The 13,937-nt window shown below is 54.4% G+C and carries 14 protein-coding genes; 13 read left to right on the forward strand and 1 reads right to left on the reverse strand.

Annotated features, from left to right (window positions below):
* Positions 1–195: 195 nt before the first annotated feature.
* Both ravA and viaA read left to right on the forward strand, forming a co-directional pair.
* Positions 196–1,692: an ATPase RavA gene (gene ravA, locus V7Q49_RS12870; protein WP_333852438.1), complete on the forward strand. Its 1,497-nt coding sequence runs from the start codon at positions 196–198 to the stop codon at positions 1,690–1,692.
* Positions 1,686–3,137 carry an ATPase RavA stimulator ViaA gene (gene viaA, locus V7Q49_RS12875; protein WP_333852440.1) on the forward strand — a complete coding sequence of 484 codons (1,452 nt, stop codon included), beginning with the start codon at positions 1,686–1,688 and terminating at the stop codon, positions 3,135–3,137. The genes ravA and viaA overlap by 7 nt, the downstream gene beginning before the upstream one ends.
* Here viaA and asnA read toward each other — a convergent pair whose 3' ends face one another.
* A complete protein-coding gene (gene asnA, locus V7Q49_RS12880; protein WP_333852441.1) occupies positions 3,138–4,130 on the reverse strand; it encodes an aspartate--ammonia ligase in 993 nt (330 codons plus the stop codon).
* Between the two features lie 150 nt (positions 4,131–4,280).
* Between asnA and asnC the strand changes: the two genes are divergently transcribed.
* The 11 genes from asnC to atpG all read left to right on the forward strand — a co-directional run bounded on the left by asnC (position 4,281) and on the right by atpG (position 13,919).
* The gene (asnC, locus tag V7Q49_RS12885) at positions 4,281–4,739 is read left to right on the forward strand and encodes a transcriptional regulator AsnC (RefSeq protein ID WP_023331653.1); all 459 of its coding nucleotides are present in this window, start codon (positions 4,281–4,283) and stop codon (positions 4,737–4,739) included.
* Between the two features lie 89 nt (positions 4,740–4,828).
* Positions 4,829–5,278: an FMN-binding protein MioC gene (gene mioC / locus V7Q49_RS12890; RefSeq protein WP_333852444.1), complete on the forward strand. Its 450-nt coding sequence runs from the start codon at positions 4,829–4,831 to the stop codon at positions 5,276–5,278.
* Positions 5,279–5,651: 373 nt separating this feature from the next.
* A complete protein-coding gene (gene mnmG, locus V7Q49_RS12895) occupies positions 5,652–7,541 on the forward strand; it encodes a tRNA uridine-5-carboxymethylaminomethyl(34) synthesis enzyme MnmG (RefSeq protein WP_333852446.1) in 1,890 nt (629 codons plus the stop codon).
* Positions 7,542–7,646: 105 nt separating this feature from the next.
* The gene (rsmG, locus tag V7Q49_RS12900; RefSeq protein ID WP_142487637.1) at positions 7,647–8,270 is read left to right on the forward strand and encodes a 16S rRNA (guanine(527)-N(7))-methyltransferase RsmG; all 624 of its coding nucleotides are present in this window, start codon (positions 7,647–7,649) and stop codon (positions 8,268–8,270) included.
* A 615-nt stretch (positions 8,271–8,885) separates the two neighbouring features.
* Positions 8,886–9,266, forward strand: a complete 381-nt coding sequence (gene atpI / locus V7Q49_RS12905) for a F0F1 ATP synthase subunit I (RefSeq protein WP_333852448.1) — start codon at positions 8,886–8,888, stop codon at positions 9,264–9,266.
* 8 nt (positions 9,267–9,274) lie between these two features.
* Complete coding sequence (atpB, locus tag V7Q49_RS12910) at positions 9,275–10,090, forward strand: F0F1 ATP synthase subunit A (protein ID WP_333852450.1); 816 nt, start codon at positions 9,275–9,277, stop codon at positions 10,088–10,090.
* A 49-nt stretch (positions 10,091–10,139) separates the two neighbouring features.
* Positions 10,140–10,379 carry a F0F1 ATP synthase subunit C gene (gene atpE / locus V7Q49_RS12915; RefSeq protein WP_000429386.1) on the forward strand — a complete coding sequence of 80 codons (240 nt, stop codon included), beginning with the start codon at positions 10,140–10,142 and terminating at the stop codon, positions 10,377–10,379.
* A gap of 53 nt (positions 10,380–10,432) precedes the next feature.
* Positions 10,433–10,903: a F0F1 ATP synthase subunit B gene (atpF, locus tag V7Q49_RS12920; RefSeq protein WP_032615498.1), complete on the forward strand. Its 471-nt coding sequence runs from the start codon at positions 10,433–10,435 to the stop codon at positions 10,901–10,903.
* A gap of 14 nt (positions 10,904–10,917) precedes the next feature.
* Positions 10,918–11,451 (forward strand): F0F1 ATP synthase subunit delta, encoded by a 534-nt coding sequence (gene atpH, locus V7Q49_RS12925; protein WP_032615500.1) that lies wholly within the window; start codon positions 10,918–10,920, stop codon positions 11,449–11,451.
* 12 nt (positions 11,452–11,463) lie between these two features.
* A complete protein-coding gene (atpA, locus tag V7Q49_RS12930) occupies positions 11,464–13,005 on the forward strand; it encodes a F0F1 ATP synthase subunit alpha (RefSeq protein ID WP_106995538.1) in 1,542 nt (513 codons plus the stop codon).
* A gap of 50 nt (positions 13,006–13,055) precedes the next feature.
* The gene (gene atpG / locus V7Q49_RS12935; protein ID WP_307763944.1) at positions 13,056–13,919 is read left to right on the forward strand and encodes a F0F1 ATP synthase subunit gamma; all 864 of its coding nucleotides are present in this window, start codon (positions 13,056–13,058) and stop codon (positions 13,917–13,919) included.
* Positions 13,920–13,937 lie beyond the last annotated feature (18 nt).

Below are 13,937 nucleotides of genomic sequence, written 5' to 3' on the forward strand. Positions count from 1 at the left end.
ATGTGTGCTTAGTCCCTTGGCCCACAAAAAGCGCACAGTATGCACGATTAATCGTAGAATCGTACCCCTAAATGCGCCGTCATTAACATAGCGCAAAGAAAATAGCACCGTAGTTCAGTCTATTACCAGCCCCGAACGAAACGTCTATACTCGCTTCAATTAGCCGGGTTTACGGCGAAAGGATGCAAAACAATTATGGCTCACACTCATTTATTAGCAGAAAGAATTTCCCGTCTCAGCGGCGCGCTGGAAAAAGGGCTTTTTGAACGTAGCCACGCCATCCGCCTCTGTTTACTGGCGGCACTGAGCGGCGAAAGCGTCTTTCTGCTGGGGCCGCCCGGCATCGCAAAAAGCCTGATTGCCCGCCGCCTGAAATTCGCGTTTCAGCACGCCAGAGCCTTTGAGTATCTGATGACCCGCTTTTCCACACCGGAAGAGGTGTTTGGCCCGCTCTCCATCCAGGCGCTTAAAGATGAAGGACGCTATGAGCGTTTGACGACGGGCTATCTCCCGGAAGCGGAGATCGTTTTCCTCGATGAAATCTGGAAAGCCGGCCCGGCGATACTTAATACCCTGCTCACCGCCATCAACGAACGCCGGTTCCGCAATGGGGCGTATGAGGGGAAAATCCCGATGCGCCTGCTGGTGGCAGCCTCCAACGAACTGCCGGAAGCCGACAGCAGCCTCGAAGCCTTATATGACCGCATGCTGATCCGCCTGTGGCTCGACAAGGTGCAGGACAAAGCGAACTTCCGCTCGCTGCTGATTAGCCAGCAGGATGAAAACGATAACCCGGTGCCTGCCGCATTGCAGGTGACGGACGAGGAGTACCAGCAGTGGCAGCAGGACATTGGCAAAATCAAACTGCCGGATGCGGTGTTTGACCTGGTCTTTATGCTGCGCCAGCAGCTGGATGCCCTGCCGGGGGCGCCTTACGTCTCCGATCGTCGCTGGAAGAAAGCCATTCGTCTGCTTCAGGCCAGCGCCCTGTTCAGTGGCCGCGATGCGGTTGCCCCTATCGATCTGATCCTGCTCAAAGATTGCCTGTGGCATGATGCCAACGGTATGAACCTGATGCAGCAGCAGCTGGAAATATTGATGACCGGGCACGCCTGGGGACAGCAGGAGATGCTGAACCAGCTCGGGGCTATCACCCAGCGCCGCCTTCAGCTTCAGCAGCAGCAAAGCGATAAAACCGCGCTGCGCGTCAGCCGTCAGAGCGGCATGTTTGCCCGGCGCCCGCACTATGAATTACCGGCCGAACTGGGCGAGACGACCCTGACGCTGCTCCTCCAGCAGCCGCTTAAGCTCCATGATATGCAGGTCATTCACATCACCATTGAGCGCGAAGCCCTGTCGCTGTGGCTGACCAAAGGCGGCGAGATCCGCGGCAAACTCAACGGCATCGGCTTTGCCCAGCTGCTCAATATGGAGGTGGACGGCAGCCTGCATCTGGTGATCCGCGACGTCAGCCTGCAGGGATCGCGCCTTGCGCTGCCCGGCACCGCCTCTGACAGCGTCCCGGAAGAGATCAAACAGCAGTTGGAAGCGCTGGATAATCAGTGGCATCTGCAACACACCCGCTTCAGCGAGCAGCAAAAATGCCTGTTTATCCACAGCGACTGGCTGGGGCGGATTGAATCGAGCCTGCAGGATGTGAGCGCGCAGATCAAACAGGCGCGTCAATGCTGACGCTGGATACGCTCAACATCATGCTCGCCGTCGGTGAGGAGGGCATGATCGAAGAGATCATCCTGACCCTGCTGGCCTCCCCGCAGCTGGCAATCTTTTTCGAAAAATTCCCCCGGCTGAAAACGGCTATCACCGACGATCTCCCGCGCTGGCGGGAAAATTTACGTAAAAGGCTGAAAGATACCCGCGTCCCGCCAGAGCTCACCGAAGAGGTGATGTGCTATCAGCAGAGCCAGCTGCTCTCCACGCCCCAGCTGATCGTCCAGCTGCCGCAGATTCTCACCCTGCTGGACAGGGTTCACTCCCCCTACGCCAGCCAGGCCCGGCAGCTGGTGGTGGATAACGCCACCTTTACGCCCGCTCTGCATACCCTGTTTTTACAGCGCTGGCGGTTGAGCCTGGTGGTGCAGGCCACCTCCCTGAATCAGCAGCTATTGGAAGAGGAGCGCGAACAGCTGCTCAGCGAAGTGCAGGAGCGCATGACCTTAGCCGGAGCGCTGGAGCCGGTGCTAGTGGAAAATGAAAACGCCGCCGGTCGCCTGTGGGATATGAGCGCCGGTCAGCTCAAGCGCGGGGACTATCAGCTTATCGTCCGCTATGGCGATTTTCTGGCGCAGCAGCCGGAGCTGATGCAGCTGGCGGAACAGCTGGGCCGTTCCCGGGAGGCAAAGTCGGTGCCAAAAAAGGATGCCCCGCTGGAAACCTTCCGCACCCTGGTGCGCGAACCGGCGACGGTGCCGGAGCAGGTGGACGGCCTGCAGCAGAGCGATGACATCCTGCGTCTGCTGCCGCCCGAGCTGGCCACCCTGGGTATCACCGAGCTGGAGTATGAATTTTACCGTCGGCTGGTGGAGAAGCAGCTCCTGACCTACCGGCTGCACGGCGATGCCTGGCGGGAGAAGGTCAGCCAGCGTCCGGCCGTGCATCAGGATTTCGACGAACAGCCCCGCGGGCCGTTTATCGTCTGCGTGGACACTTCCGGTTCAATGGGCGGCTTTAACGAGCAGTGCGCCAAAGCCTTTTGCCTGGCGCTGATGCGCGTGGCGATGGCCGACAGACGGCGCTGCTTTATCATGCTGTTTTCCAGCGAGGTGGTGGGCTACGAGCTGTCGGGCCAGCACGGCCTGGAACAGGCGATCCGCTTCTTAAGCCAGCGCTTTCGCGGCGGGACCGATCTCGCCAGCTGTTTTCGCGCCATAATCGAGCGGATGCAGGGCGGAGAGTGGTATGACGCCGACGCGGTGGTGATCTCGGATTTTATTGCCCAGCGGCTGCCGGATGAGGTGGTGAGTAAGGTGAAGGTGTTGCAGCGGGAGCATCAGCATCGTTTTCACGCGGTGGCGATGTCCACTCATGGAAAACCCGGCATCATGCGCATCTTCGATCATATCTGGCGCTTTGATACCGGGTTGCGTAGCCGCCTGTTACGGCGCTGGAAACGCTAATTACAGCAGCGCATCCACACTTTCACGAACCTGCTGTGGCCATACGCCACACTGAACCTGCCCGATGTGGGAGAGTTGCAGCAGTAACATGGTCAGACGAGACTGACCAATGCCGCCGCCGATGGTCTGCGGCATCTCACCGCGCAGCAGCGCCTGGTGCCACTCCAGCTTGAGACGATCTTCATCACCGGTGATTGCCAGCTGACGCTGCAGCGCTTCGGCATCGACGCGGATCCCCATGGAAGAGAGTTCAAACGCATCTTCCAGCACCGGGTTCCACACCAGGATATCGCCGTTCAGGCCCGCGAGGCCGCTCTCGCCTTCGCTGCTCCAGTCATCATAATCCGGCGCACGAACGTCGTGGCGTTGACCATGAGACAGCTTACCGCCGATCCCAATCAGGAAGACGGCACCCAGCTCTTTAGCGATCGCACGCTCACGGCCTTTGGCATCCAGATCCGGGAAGCGGGTCAGCAGATCCTGGCTGTGAACAAACTGGATCGTCTCCGGCAGGAACGGGGTCAGACCAAACTCTTTGCTGACCGCCGCTTCGGTTTCTTTGATCCCGGCATAAATGGCTTCTACCGTCGCTTTCAGCGTACGGGTATGACGTTCGCCATCACCCATCACGCGTTCCCAGTCCCACTGGTCAACGTAAACAGAGTGAACGGCAGTAAGGCGGTCTTCATCGGGGCGAAGAGCTTTCATGTGCGTGTAAAGCCCTTCGCCCGCGCTGAAGTCGTGTTGTCCCAGGGTTTGACGCTTCCACTTCGCCAGGGAATGAACCACTTCGAACTGGGCGTCTGGCAGTGTTTTTACTTTCACCTGAACCGCTTTTTCGCAACCAGACAGGTTGTCCTGCGTCCCGTCGCCCACACGGCTTAAGATCGGTGCCTGAACTTCAATAAGACCGAGCTTCTCTTCCAGCTGGCGGGAAAAATGGGATTTAACGAAACTGATCTGGCGTTGTTGTGCGATGTAAGCGGTTTTCATTATTTATACTCCTGCGTCCTGTTGGCATTGATTAAGCAACAAAAAAGAAGCTCTTTCAATAATCCAACAATAAAACTCCGCTATCACTTTTGATTCGCTAAAATTACCCGCTAAAATAGAGTGATTCATTAATCTTCATAAGAAAAAGCTATGGAAAATTATCAGATCGACAATCTGGACCGCGGCATCCTTGAGGCCCTGATGGCTAATGCCCGTACTGCCTATGCCGAACTGGCCAAACAGTTTGGCGTGAGTCCGGGCACCATTCATGTACGTGTAGAGAAGATGAAGCAGGCGGGGATCATCACCGGGGCGCATATCGACGTCAGCCCAAAACAGCTGGGGTACGACGTCTGCTGCTTTATCGGCATCATTTTGAAGAGCGCCAAAGATTATCCTTCGGCGCTGGCCAGGCTGAACGCGCTGGATGAGGTGACCGAGGCCTACTACACCACCGGCCACTACAGCATCTTTATCAAGGTTATGTGCCGATCGATCGACGCCCTGCAGCAGGTACTTATCAACAAGATCCAAACAATCGATGAAATTCAGTCCACCGAGACATTGATCTCCCTGCAGAACCCGATCATGCGTACCATCCGCCCCTGATCGGGCAAATTCATACCCACATTTTCCACAGGTAGATCCCAGCTCGCTCACAGCGTACAATGATCCCTCTTTAGATGAGCGAGCGATCCATGGCAGATATTACTCTTATCAGCGGCAGCACCCTTGGCGGGGCTGAATATGTCGCGGAACACCTGGCTGAAAAGCTGGAAGACGCGGGTTTTTCCACTGAAACGCTGCACGGGCCGTTATTAGAAGATCTGCCGATCGACGGGATCTGGCTGTTGATCACCTCCACCCATGGTGCGGGCGATCTTCCGGATAACCTTCTTCCTTTATATGAAGAGTTAAAAGAGCAGCAGCCCGACCTGGCGAACGTCCGGTTTGGGGCGATCGGCATCGGCAGCCGGGAATATGACACTTTTTGCGGCGCCGTTGAGAAAGTTGAGACCGAACTGAAGTCCTGTGGGGCACAACAGATCGGCGAAACGCTGAAGATCAACATCCTCGATCACGATATTCCTGAAGATCCAGCGGAACTTTGGCTGGCTGAATGGAAAAATTTACTCAAAAACGATTAAAGATCGTGCGATCAGATGTGGGTAACTCTGGTTAAAAGCTTGGATCAACCGGTAGTTATCCCAAGAACAACTCGTGATGACTTTTTGTGCTGTGTATAACTAGCCGATCTGATCCCAGCTTATACGTCGCAGGATCACCGATCATTCACAGCAAACGATCCTCTCTAAACGCATGATCTTCTTCGGGAGATCCGGCTTATCCACAGAAACCCGCGATCCTAATAAGAGATCACAATAAAACAGATCTCTAAATAAAAAGATCTTCTTTTTAATAGCCAGGATCCCAGTGCTTTCTCGATCGACTAAAGTTGAGTAGAATCCACGGCCCGGGCTTCAATCCATTTTCTTACCGCTTTACGCGAGGCAGACCACCATGTTTTATCAGGATCCTTTTGACGTCATCATCATTGGCGGGGGTCATGCAGGCACCGAGGCCGCAATGGCCGCGGCGCGAATGGGTCAACAGACCCTGCTTTTGACACACAATATCGACACGCTAGGACAGATGTCCTGTAATCCGGCGATTGGCGGCATTGGGAAAGGACACCTGGTAAAAGAAGTGGATGCACTTGGCGGCCTGATGGCCACCGCGATCGATCATGCCGGCATCCAGTTTAGGATACTAAACGCAAGCAAAGGCCCTGCCGTTCGTGCCACCCGTGCACAGGCTGACCGCGTGCTCTATCGTCAGGCGGTACGTACCGCACTGGAGAATCAGCCAAACCTGATGATCTTCCAGCAGGCGGTTGAAGATCTGATCGTCGAAAACGATCGTGTCGTCGGCGCCGTGACCCAGATGGGTCTGAAGTTCCGTGCCAAAGCCGTTGTGCTGACCGTCGGGACGTTCCTCGATGGCAAAATTCATATCGGACTGGATAACTACAGCGGTGGCCGTGCTGGCGATCCGCCGTCCATTCCGCTGTCGCGCCGTCTGCGCGAGCTGCCGCTGCGCGTCAGCCGCCTGAAAACCGGCACGCCGCCGCGTATTGACGCCCGTACTATCGATTTCAGCGTGCTGGCACAACAGCACGGCGACAACCCAATGCCGGTCTTCTCGTTCATGGGCAACGTGGATCAACATCCGCGCCAGGTGCCGTGCTATGTCACGCACACCAACGAGAAAACCCATGACGTGATCCGCAATAACCTCGATCGCAGCCCGATGTATGCCGGAGTGATCGAAGGGATCGGCCCACGCTACTGCCCGTCGATCGAAGACAAGGTGATGCGCTTTGCCGATCGTAACCAGCACCAGATCTTCCTCGAGCCGGAAGGGCTGACCTCCAACGAGATCTACCCGAACGGTATCTCCACCAGCCTGCCTTTCGACGTACAGATGCAGATCGTCCGTTCGATGCAGGGGATGGAGAATGCGAAGATCGTCCGTCCGGGCTATGCCATCGAGTATGACTTCTTCGATCCGCGTGACCTGAAGCCGACCCTGGAGAGCAAATTTATCCAGGGGCTGTTCTTCGCGGGCCAAATCAACGGCACCACCGGTTACGAAGAAGCTGCCGCGCAGGGTCTGCTGGCCGGTCTGAATGCCGCGCGCTTCTCGGCCGAGAAAGAGGGCTGGGCGCCGGGCCGTTCTCAGGCTTACCTTGGCGTGCTGGTGGATGACCTCTGCACCCTGGGGACCAAAGAGCCGTACCGCATGTTTACCTCCCGTGCGGAATATCGTCTGATGCTGCGTGAAGACAACGCCGATCTGCGCCTGACCGAAATCGGTCGTGAGCTGGGTCTGGTGGATGATGCGCGCTGGGCGCGTTTCAACGAGAAGCTGGAGAACATCGAGCGCGAACGTCAGCGCCTGAAGTCCACCTGGGTCAACCCAACCGCCGAGTCTGTAGACGAAGTGAATGCTCACCTGTCTGCGCCGCTGTCGCGTGAAGCCAGCGGGGAAGATCTGCTCCGTCGTCCGGAGATGACCTACGACCAACTGATCCAGATGACGCCGTTCGCGCCAGGCCTGGAAGACGTGCAGGCCGCCGAGCAGGTCGAAATCCAGGTGAAATACGAAGGCTACATCGCCCGTCAGCAGGATGAGATCGAGAAACAGCAGCGCAACGAGAGTACGATCCTCCCGGCCACGCTGGATTACCGCCAGGTTAACGGCCTCTCCAACGAGGTGATCGCCAAGCTGAATGACCATAAGCCGTCATCCATCGGCCAGGCATCGCGTATTTCCGGCGTCACCCCTGCGGCCATCTCCATTCTGCTGGTGTGGCTGAAAAAACAGGGTATGCTGCGCCGCAGCGCGTAATCGTAAGAACTGCCCGGTGATACTGCGCTTACCGGGCCTACAGAACTCCGTAGGGCGGGTAAGCGTAGCGCAACCTGCCACAACGCATCTCAACAGGTATTCACCGTGCTCAACAAACTCACTCGTCTGCTGGATCAAGCCGGTATTTCGCTCACCGATCACCAGAAAAATCAGCTGGTGGGGTATGTCGATATGCTGCACAAATGGAACAAGGCCTATAACCTCACCTCGGTGCGCGACCCGAATGAGATGCTGGTACGTCACATCCTCGACAGCATCGTCGTGGCGCCTCACCTCCAGGGTGAACGTTTTATCGATGTCGGCACTGGCCCTGGCCTGCCGGGTATTCCGCTCTCTATCGTGCGTCCTGAGTGCCAGTTCACGCTGCTCGACAGCCTGGGCAAGCGCGTGCGCTTCCTCCGTCAGGTTCAACATGAGCTGAAGCTGGAAAATATTCATCCGGTGCAGAGTAGGGTAGAGGAGTTTCCCGCCGAGCCGCCATTTGATGGCGTGATCAGCCGGGCGTTTGCCTCGCTCAATGACATGATTGACTGGTGTAAGCATCTGCCGGCGCAGAACGGGCGTTTCTATGCCCTGAAAGGTATCCTGCCGGAAGACGAAATCGCTCAGCTGCCTGCCGGGTTTGAGCTGGAGTCTGCCATTAAATTGCGTGTTCCACAGCTGGAAGGTGAACGCCATCTGGTCATCGTTAAGCCAAACAATTTTTAAAAAAATAATAAAAAATGTGGAATTTGTGCTGTTCTTAGTATGTTAAAAAACAATCTAATGCTTAAGAAATAGACAGGCTTAATTTAACCGCTTTTTTACTAAGGCTTTTCTTTGGGTTAACGTAAGTGTGTAGTTAACCCACATTATAATAAACACTGAAAATATCAGCTTGCTAAAAGTAGGAAAGAGTAACCAGATTGTAATGTTAAATATTTATTATAAATGTCAATAAAAGGTTTCCGTTGTATACAGGGCTGTTTTGAAAATAGTTGCTGAAATTACCCTTTAATATCAGAAAGATGAAATATAACGATTTACTGATTTAATTTATTCGACCTTATCGTAAATGTGTATTTTGTGATCTCGTGCACGCTTTGTCGCCAACGTTTCCGCGCAGTTTGCAGTTTTGACGCGCCATTCACAGTTTGTGGAAAAGTTAAGAAATAGCGCTGGGGAAAAATATTTAAACATTTATTCACCTTTTCGCTACTTATTGTTTGAAATCACGGGGACGCACCGTATAATTTGACCGCTTTTTGCTGCTTGACTCTGAGCCCTAAAGGACGTTTTATACGACACGCGGCATACCTCGAAGGGAGCAGGAGTAAAAACGTGATGTCTGTGTCGCTCTTGAGTCGAAACGTTGCTCGTAAGCTTCTGTTCATTCAGTTTCTGGCGGTGATAGCAAGTGGATTGCTGTTCTGCCTCAAAGACCCCTTCTGGGGCATCTCTGCGGTAAGCGGAGGTTTGGCAGTCGTTGTGCCGAATATGTTGTTTATGATTTTTGCCTGGCGTCATCAGGCGCATACACCTGCCAAAGGCCGCATGGCCTGGTCCTTCGCTCTGGGCGAAGTGTGTAAGGTGTTGCTGACCTTTGCCCTTCTGGTGATGGCGCTGGCGGTTTTTAAAGTGGTATTTTTGCCGCTGATAGTGACGTGGGTTTTGGTGCTGGTGGTACAAGTTCTGGCGCCAGCTGTAATCAATAACAAAGGGTAAAAGGCATCATGGCTTCAGAAAATATGACGCCGCAGGATTACATAGGTCACCATCTGAACAACCTTCAGTTGGACCTGCGTACATTCTCGCTGGTGGATCCGCATAACCCCCCAGCCACCTTCTGGACGATCAATATCGACTCCATGTTCTTCTCGGTGGCACTGGGTCTGTTGTTCCTGGCCATTTTCCGCGGCGTTGCGAAACGTGCGACCAGCGGCGTTCCAGGGAAATTCCAGACCTTCATCGAAATGATCATTGGCTTCGTCCATGGCAGCGTCAAAGACATGTACCACGGCAAGAGCAAGGTGATTGCACCGCTGGCGCTGACCGTCTTTGTGTGGGTCTTCCTGATGAACCTGATGGACCTGCTGCCTATCGACCTGCTGCCGTTCATCGGCGAGCATATCTTCGGTCTGCCTGCCCTGCGTGTGGTGCCGTCTGCTGACGTGAACATCACCCTGTCCATGGCACTGGGCGTATTCATCCTGATTCTTTTCTACAGCATCAAAATGAAAGGCGTAGGCGGCTTCGTGAAAGAGCTTACCTTGCAGCCGTTCAACCACTGGGCGTTTATTCCGGTCAACCTGATCCTGGAAGGCGTTAGCCTGCTGTCCAAACCGATTTCTCTCGGTCTGCGACTGTTCGGCAACATGTATGCGGGTGAGCTGATTTTCATTCTGATCGCGGGTCTTCTGCCGTGGTGGTCACAGTGGATTCTGAATGTGCCTTGGGCCATTTTCCACATCCTGATCATTACGCTGCAAGCCTTTATCTTCATGGTTCTGACGATCGTCTATCTGTCGATGGCGTCTGAAGAGCACTGATTCTTTACCAACACTACTACGTTTTAACTGAAACAAACTGGAGACTGTCATGGAAAACCTGAATATGGATCTGCTGTACATGGCTGCCGCTGTGATGATGGGTCTGGCGGCTATCGGTGCTGCGATCGGTATCGGCATCCTCGGGGGCAAATTCCTGGAAGGCGCAGCGCGTCAACCGGATCTGATTCCTCTGCTGCGTACTCAGTTCTTTATCGTTATGGGTCTGGTGGATGCTATCCCGATGATCGCTGTAGGTCTGGGTCTGTACGTGATGTTTGCTGTCGCGTAGTAAGTAGATTTAAACCCTAAGCCACAGTTGTAAATTTAAAGAGGTATTGTGCTGTGAACATGAACGCAACAATCCTCGGCCAGGCCATCGCGTTTGTTATCTTTGTCTGGTTCTGCATGAAGTATGTATGGCCGCCATTAATGGCAGCCATCGAAAAACGTCAGAAAGAAATCTCTGACGGCCTGGCTTCTGCAGAACGCGCTAAGAAAGATTTGGACCTTGCACAGGCCAACGCGACCGACCAGCTGAAAAAAGCGAAAGCGGAAGCCCAGGTAATCATCGAGCAGGCGAACAAACGTCGTTCTCAGATCCTGGACGAAGCGAAAGCTGAAGCAGAACAGGAACGTACTAAAATCGTGACGCAAGCGCAGGCAGAAATTGATGCCGAGCGTAAACGTGCTCGCGAAGAGCTGCGTAAGCAGGTCGCGATTCTGGCTGTTGCTGGCGCCGAGAAGATCATCGAACGTTCCGTGGATGAAGCTGCTAACAGCGACATCGTGGACAAACTTGTCGCTGAACTGTAAGGAGGGAGGGGCTGATGTCTGAATTTGTTACGGTAGCTCGCCCCTACGCCAAAGCAGCTTTTGACTTTGCTATCGAACACCAAAATGTCGATCGCTGGCAGAACATGCTGGCGTTTGCCGCTGAGGTAACGAAAAACGAACACATGGCTGAGATGCTTTCAGGTGCACTGGCACCGGAAACCCTCGCCAGTTCGTTCATCGCCATTTGCGGTGAGCAGCTGGACACCAACGGTCAGAACCTGATTCGGGTAATGGCAGAAAATGGTCGTCTGAAAGCGCTCCCGGATGTTCTTGAGCAGTTCGAGCACCTGCGTGCCCTCAGTGAAGCCACCGTTGAAGTTCACGTAACTTCTGCGACTGAGCTGAGTAACGAACAGCTTGCGAAAATCACCGCCGCGATGGAAAAACGTCTGTCACGCAAAGTGAAGCTGAATTGCAATATCGATAAGTCTGTAATGGCGGGCGTAATCATCCGTGCGGGTGATATGGTCATTGATGGCAGCGTACGCGGCCGTCTTGAGCGCCTTGCAGACGTCTTGCAGTCTTAAGGGGACTGGAGCATGCAACTGAATTCCACCGAAATCAGCGAACTGATCAAGCAGCGCATTGCTCAGTTCAGTGTTGTGAGTGAAGCTCACAACGAAGGTACTATTGTTTCTGTAAGCGACGGTGTTATCCGCATCCACGGCCTGGCCGATTGTATGCAGGGTGAAATGATCTCCCTGCCGGGTAACCGTTACGCTATCGCACTGAACCTGGAGCGCGACTCCGTAGGTGCAGTTGTGATGGGTCCTTACGCTGACCTTGCCGAAGGCATGAAGGTTAAGTGTACTGGCCGTATTCTTGAAGTTCCAGTTGGCCGCGGCCTGCTGGGTCGCGTGGTGAACACCCTGGGTGCGCCAATCGACGGTAAAGGTCCGGTTGATAACGATGGCTTCTCGCCAATCGAAGTTATCGCACCGGGCGTAATCGACCGTCAGTCCGTCGACCAGCCGGTGCAGACCGGTTATAAATCCGTTGACGCCATGATCCCAATCGGCCGTGGCCAGCGTGAGCTGATCATCGGTGACCGTCAGACCGGTAAAACCGCGATGGCAATCGATGCGATCATCAACCAGCGCGATTCCGGCATCAAATGCGTGTACGTGGCTATCGGCCAGAAAGCGTCCACCATTTCTAACGTGGTTCGTAAACTGGAAGAGCACGGCGCGCTGGCTAACACCATCGTTGTGGTGGCTACCGCTTCTGAATCTGCTGCACTGCAATACCTGGCGCCGTATGCCGGTTGCGCAATGGGCGAATACTTCCGTGACCGCGGTGAAGATGCGCTGATCGTTTATGATGACCTGTCCAAACAGGCCGTTGCATACCGTCAGGTTTCCCTGCTGCTCCGTCGTCCACCAGGACGTGAAGCATTCCCGGGCGACGTATTCTATCTGCACTCCCGTCTGCTGGAGCGTGCATCTCGCGTTAACGCGGAATACGTTGAGAACTTCACTAAAGGTGAAGTGAAAGGCCAGACCGGCTCTCTGACCGCACTGCCGATCATCGAAACCCAGGCGGGTGACGTTTCTGCGTTCGTTCCGACCAACGTAATCTCCATTACCGATGGTCAGATCTTCCTGGAAACCAACCTGTTTAACTCCGGTATTCGTCCGGCAGTTAACCCGGGTATCTCCGTATCCCGTGTTGGTGGCGCAGCGCAGACCAAGATCATCAAAAAACTGTCCGGTGGTATCCGTACCGCGCTGGCACAGTATCGTGAACTTGCAGCGTTCTCCCAGTTTGCATCTGACCTTGACGATGCAACCCGTAAACAGCTTGACCACGGTCAGAAAGTGACCGAACTGCTGAAACAGAAACAGTATGCCCCGATGTCAGTTGCACAGCAGGGCCTGGTACTGTTCGCAGCAGAACGTGGTTATCTGGGGGATGTAGAACTGGCGAAAATCGGTAGCTTCGAAGCCGCTCTGTTGGCTTTCGCTGACCGTGACCATGCTCCGCTGATGCAAGAGATTAACCAGTCCGGTGGCTATAACGACGAAATCGAAGGCAAGCTGAAGAGCCTGCTCGATTCCTTCAAAGCAACCCAGTCCTGGTAAAGTCTGGCGGTCTGTCTTAGGGCAGACCGCAAGGCATTGAGGAGAAGCTCATGGCCGGCGCAAAAGAGATACGTAGTAAGATCGCAAGCGTCCAGAACACGCAAAAGATCACTAAAGCGATGGAGATGGTCGCCGCTTCCAAAATGCGTAAATCGCAGGAGCGTATGGCGGCCAGCCGTCCTTATGCAGATACCATGCGCAAAGTGATTGGTCACCTTGCGAGCGGTAATCTGGAATATAAGCACCCTTACCTGGAAGAACGCGACGTTAAGCGCGTGGGCTACCTGGTGGTGTCGACCGACCGTGGTTTGTGTGGTGGCTTGAACATTAACCTGTTCAAAAAACTGCTGGCGGATATGAAAGCATGGTCCGATAAAGGCGTTCAGAGCGATATCGCGATGATCGGCTCCAAGGGCGTCTCTTTCTTCAATTCCGTAGGCGGCAATATTGTCGCCCAGGTGACCGGTATGGGTGATAACCCGTCCCTGTCCGAACTGATCGGCCCGGTAAAAGTGATGTTGCAGGCCTATGATGAAGGCCGTCTGGACAGGCTGTATGTTGTCAGCAACAAATTTATTAACACCATGTCTCAGGTTCCGACCCTTACTCAGCTGCTGCCGTTACCGGCATCAGACGAGCCAGAGTTGAAGCATAAATCCTGGGATTACCTGTATGAACCCGATCCAAAACCGCTGCTGGATACCCTGCTGCGTCGTTATGTTGAATCTCAGGTTTATCAGGGCGTGGTAGAAAACCTGGCCAGCGAGCAGGCCGCACGTATGGTGGCGATGAAAGCCGCGACCGACAATGGCGGCAGCCTGATTAAAGAGCTGCAGTTGGTATACAACAAAGCTCGTCAGGCCAGCATTACTCAGGAACTCACCGAGATCGTCGGTGGTGCATCCGCGGTATAACCAGGTTAATTCGTAGAG

Origin of the sequence: Leclercia sp., from assembly GCF_036780805.1 — a bacterium.
Taxonomy (GTDB): domain Bacteria; phylum Pseudomonadota; class Gammaproteobacteria; order Enterobacterales; family Enterobacteriaceae; genus Enterobacter.

Bases quoted from the DNA above. Each gene is read 5' to 3' on its own strand.
- ravA (WP_333852438.1), top strand. From the start codon at position 196: ATGGCTCACACTCATTTATTAGCAGAAAGAATTTCCCGTCTCAGCGGC.
- viaA (WP_333852440.1), top strand. From the start codon at position 1,686: ATGCTGACGCTGGATACGCTCAACATCATGCTCGCCGTCGGTGAGGAG.
- asnA (WP_333852441.1), bottom strand. From the start codon at position 4,130: ATGAAAACCGCTTACATCGCACAACAACGCCAGATCAGTTTCGTTAAA.
- asnC (WP_023331653.1), top strand. From the start codon at position 4,281: ATGGAAAATTATCAGATCGACAATCTGGACCGCGGCATCCTTGAGGCC.
- mioC (WP_333852444.1), top strand. From the start codon at position 4,829: ATGGCAGATATTACTCTTATCAGCGGCAGCACCCTTGGCGGGGCTGAA.
- mnmG (WP_333852446.1), top strand. From the start codon at position 5,652: ATGTTTTATCAGGATCCTTTTGACGTCATCATCATTGGCGGGGGTCAT.
- atpI (WP_333852448.1), top strand. From the start codon at position 8,886: ATGTCTGTGTCGCTCTTGAGTCGAAACGTTGCTCGTAAGCTTCTGTTC.
- atpB (WP_333852450.1), top strand. From the start codon at position 9,275: ATGGCTTCAGAAAATATGACGCCGCAGGATTACATAGGTCACCATCTG.
- atpE (WP_000429386.1), top strand. From the start codon at position 10,140: ATGGAAAACCTGAATATGGATCTGCTGTACATGGCTGCCGCTGTGATG.
- atpH (WP_032615500.1), top strand. From the start codon at position 10,918: ATGTCTGAATTTGTTACGGTAGCTCGCCCCTACGCCAAAGCAGCTTTT.
- atpA (WP_106995538.1), top strand. From the start codon at position 11,464: ATGCAACTGAATTCCACCGAAATCAGCGAACTGATCAAGCAGCGCATT.
- atpG (WP_307763944.1), top strand. From the start codon at position 13,056: ATGGCCGGCGCAAAAGAGATACGTAGTAAGATCGCAAGCGTCCAGAAC.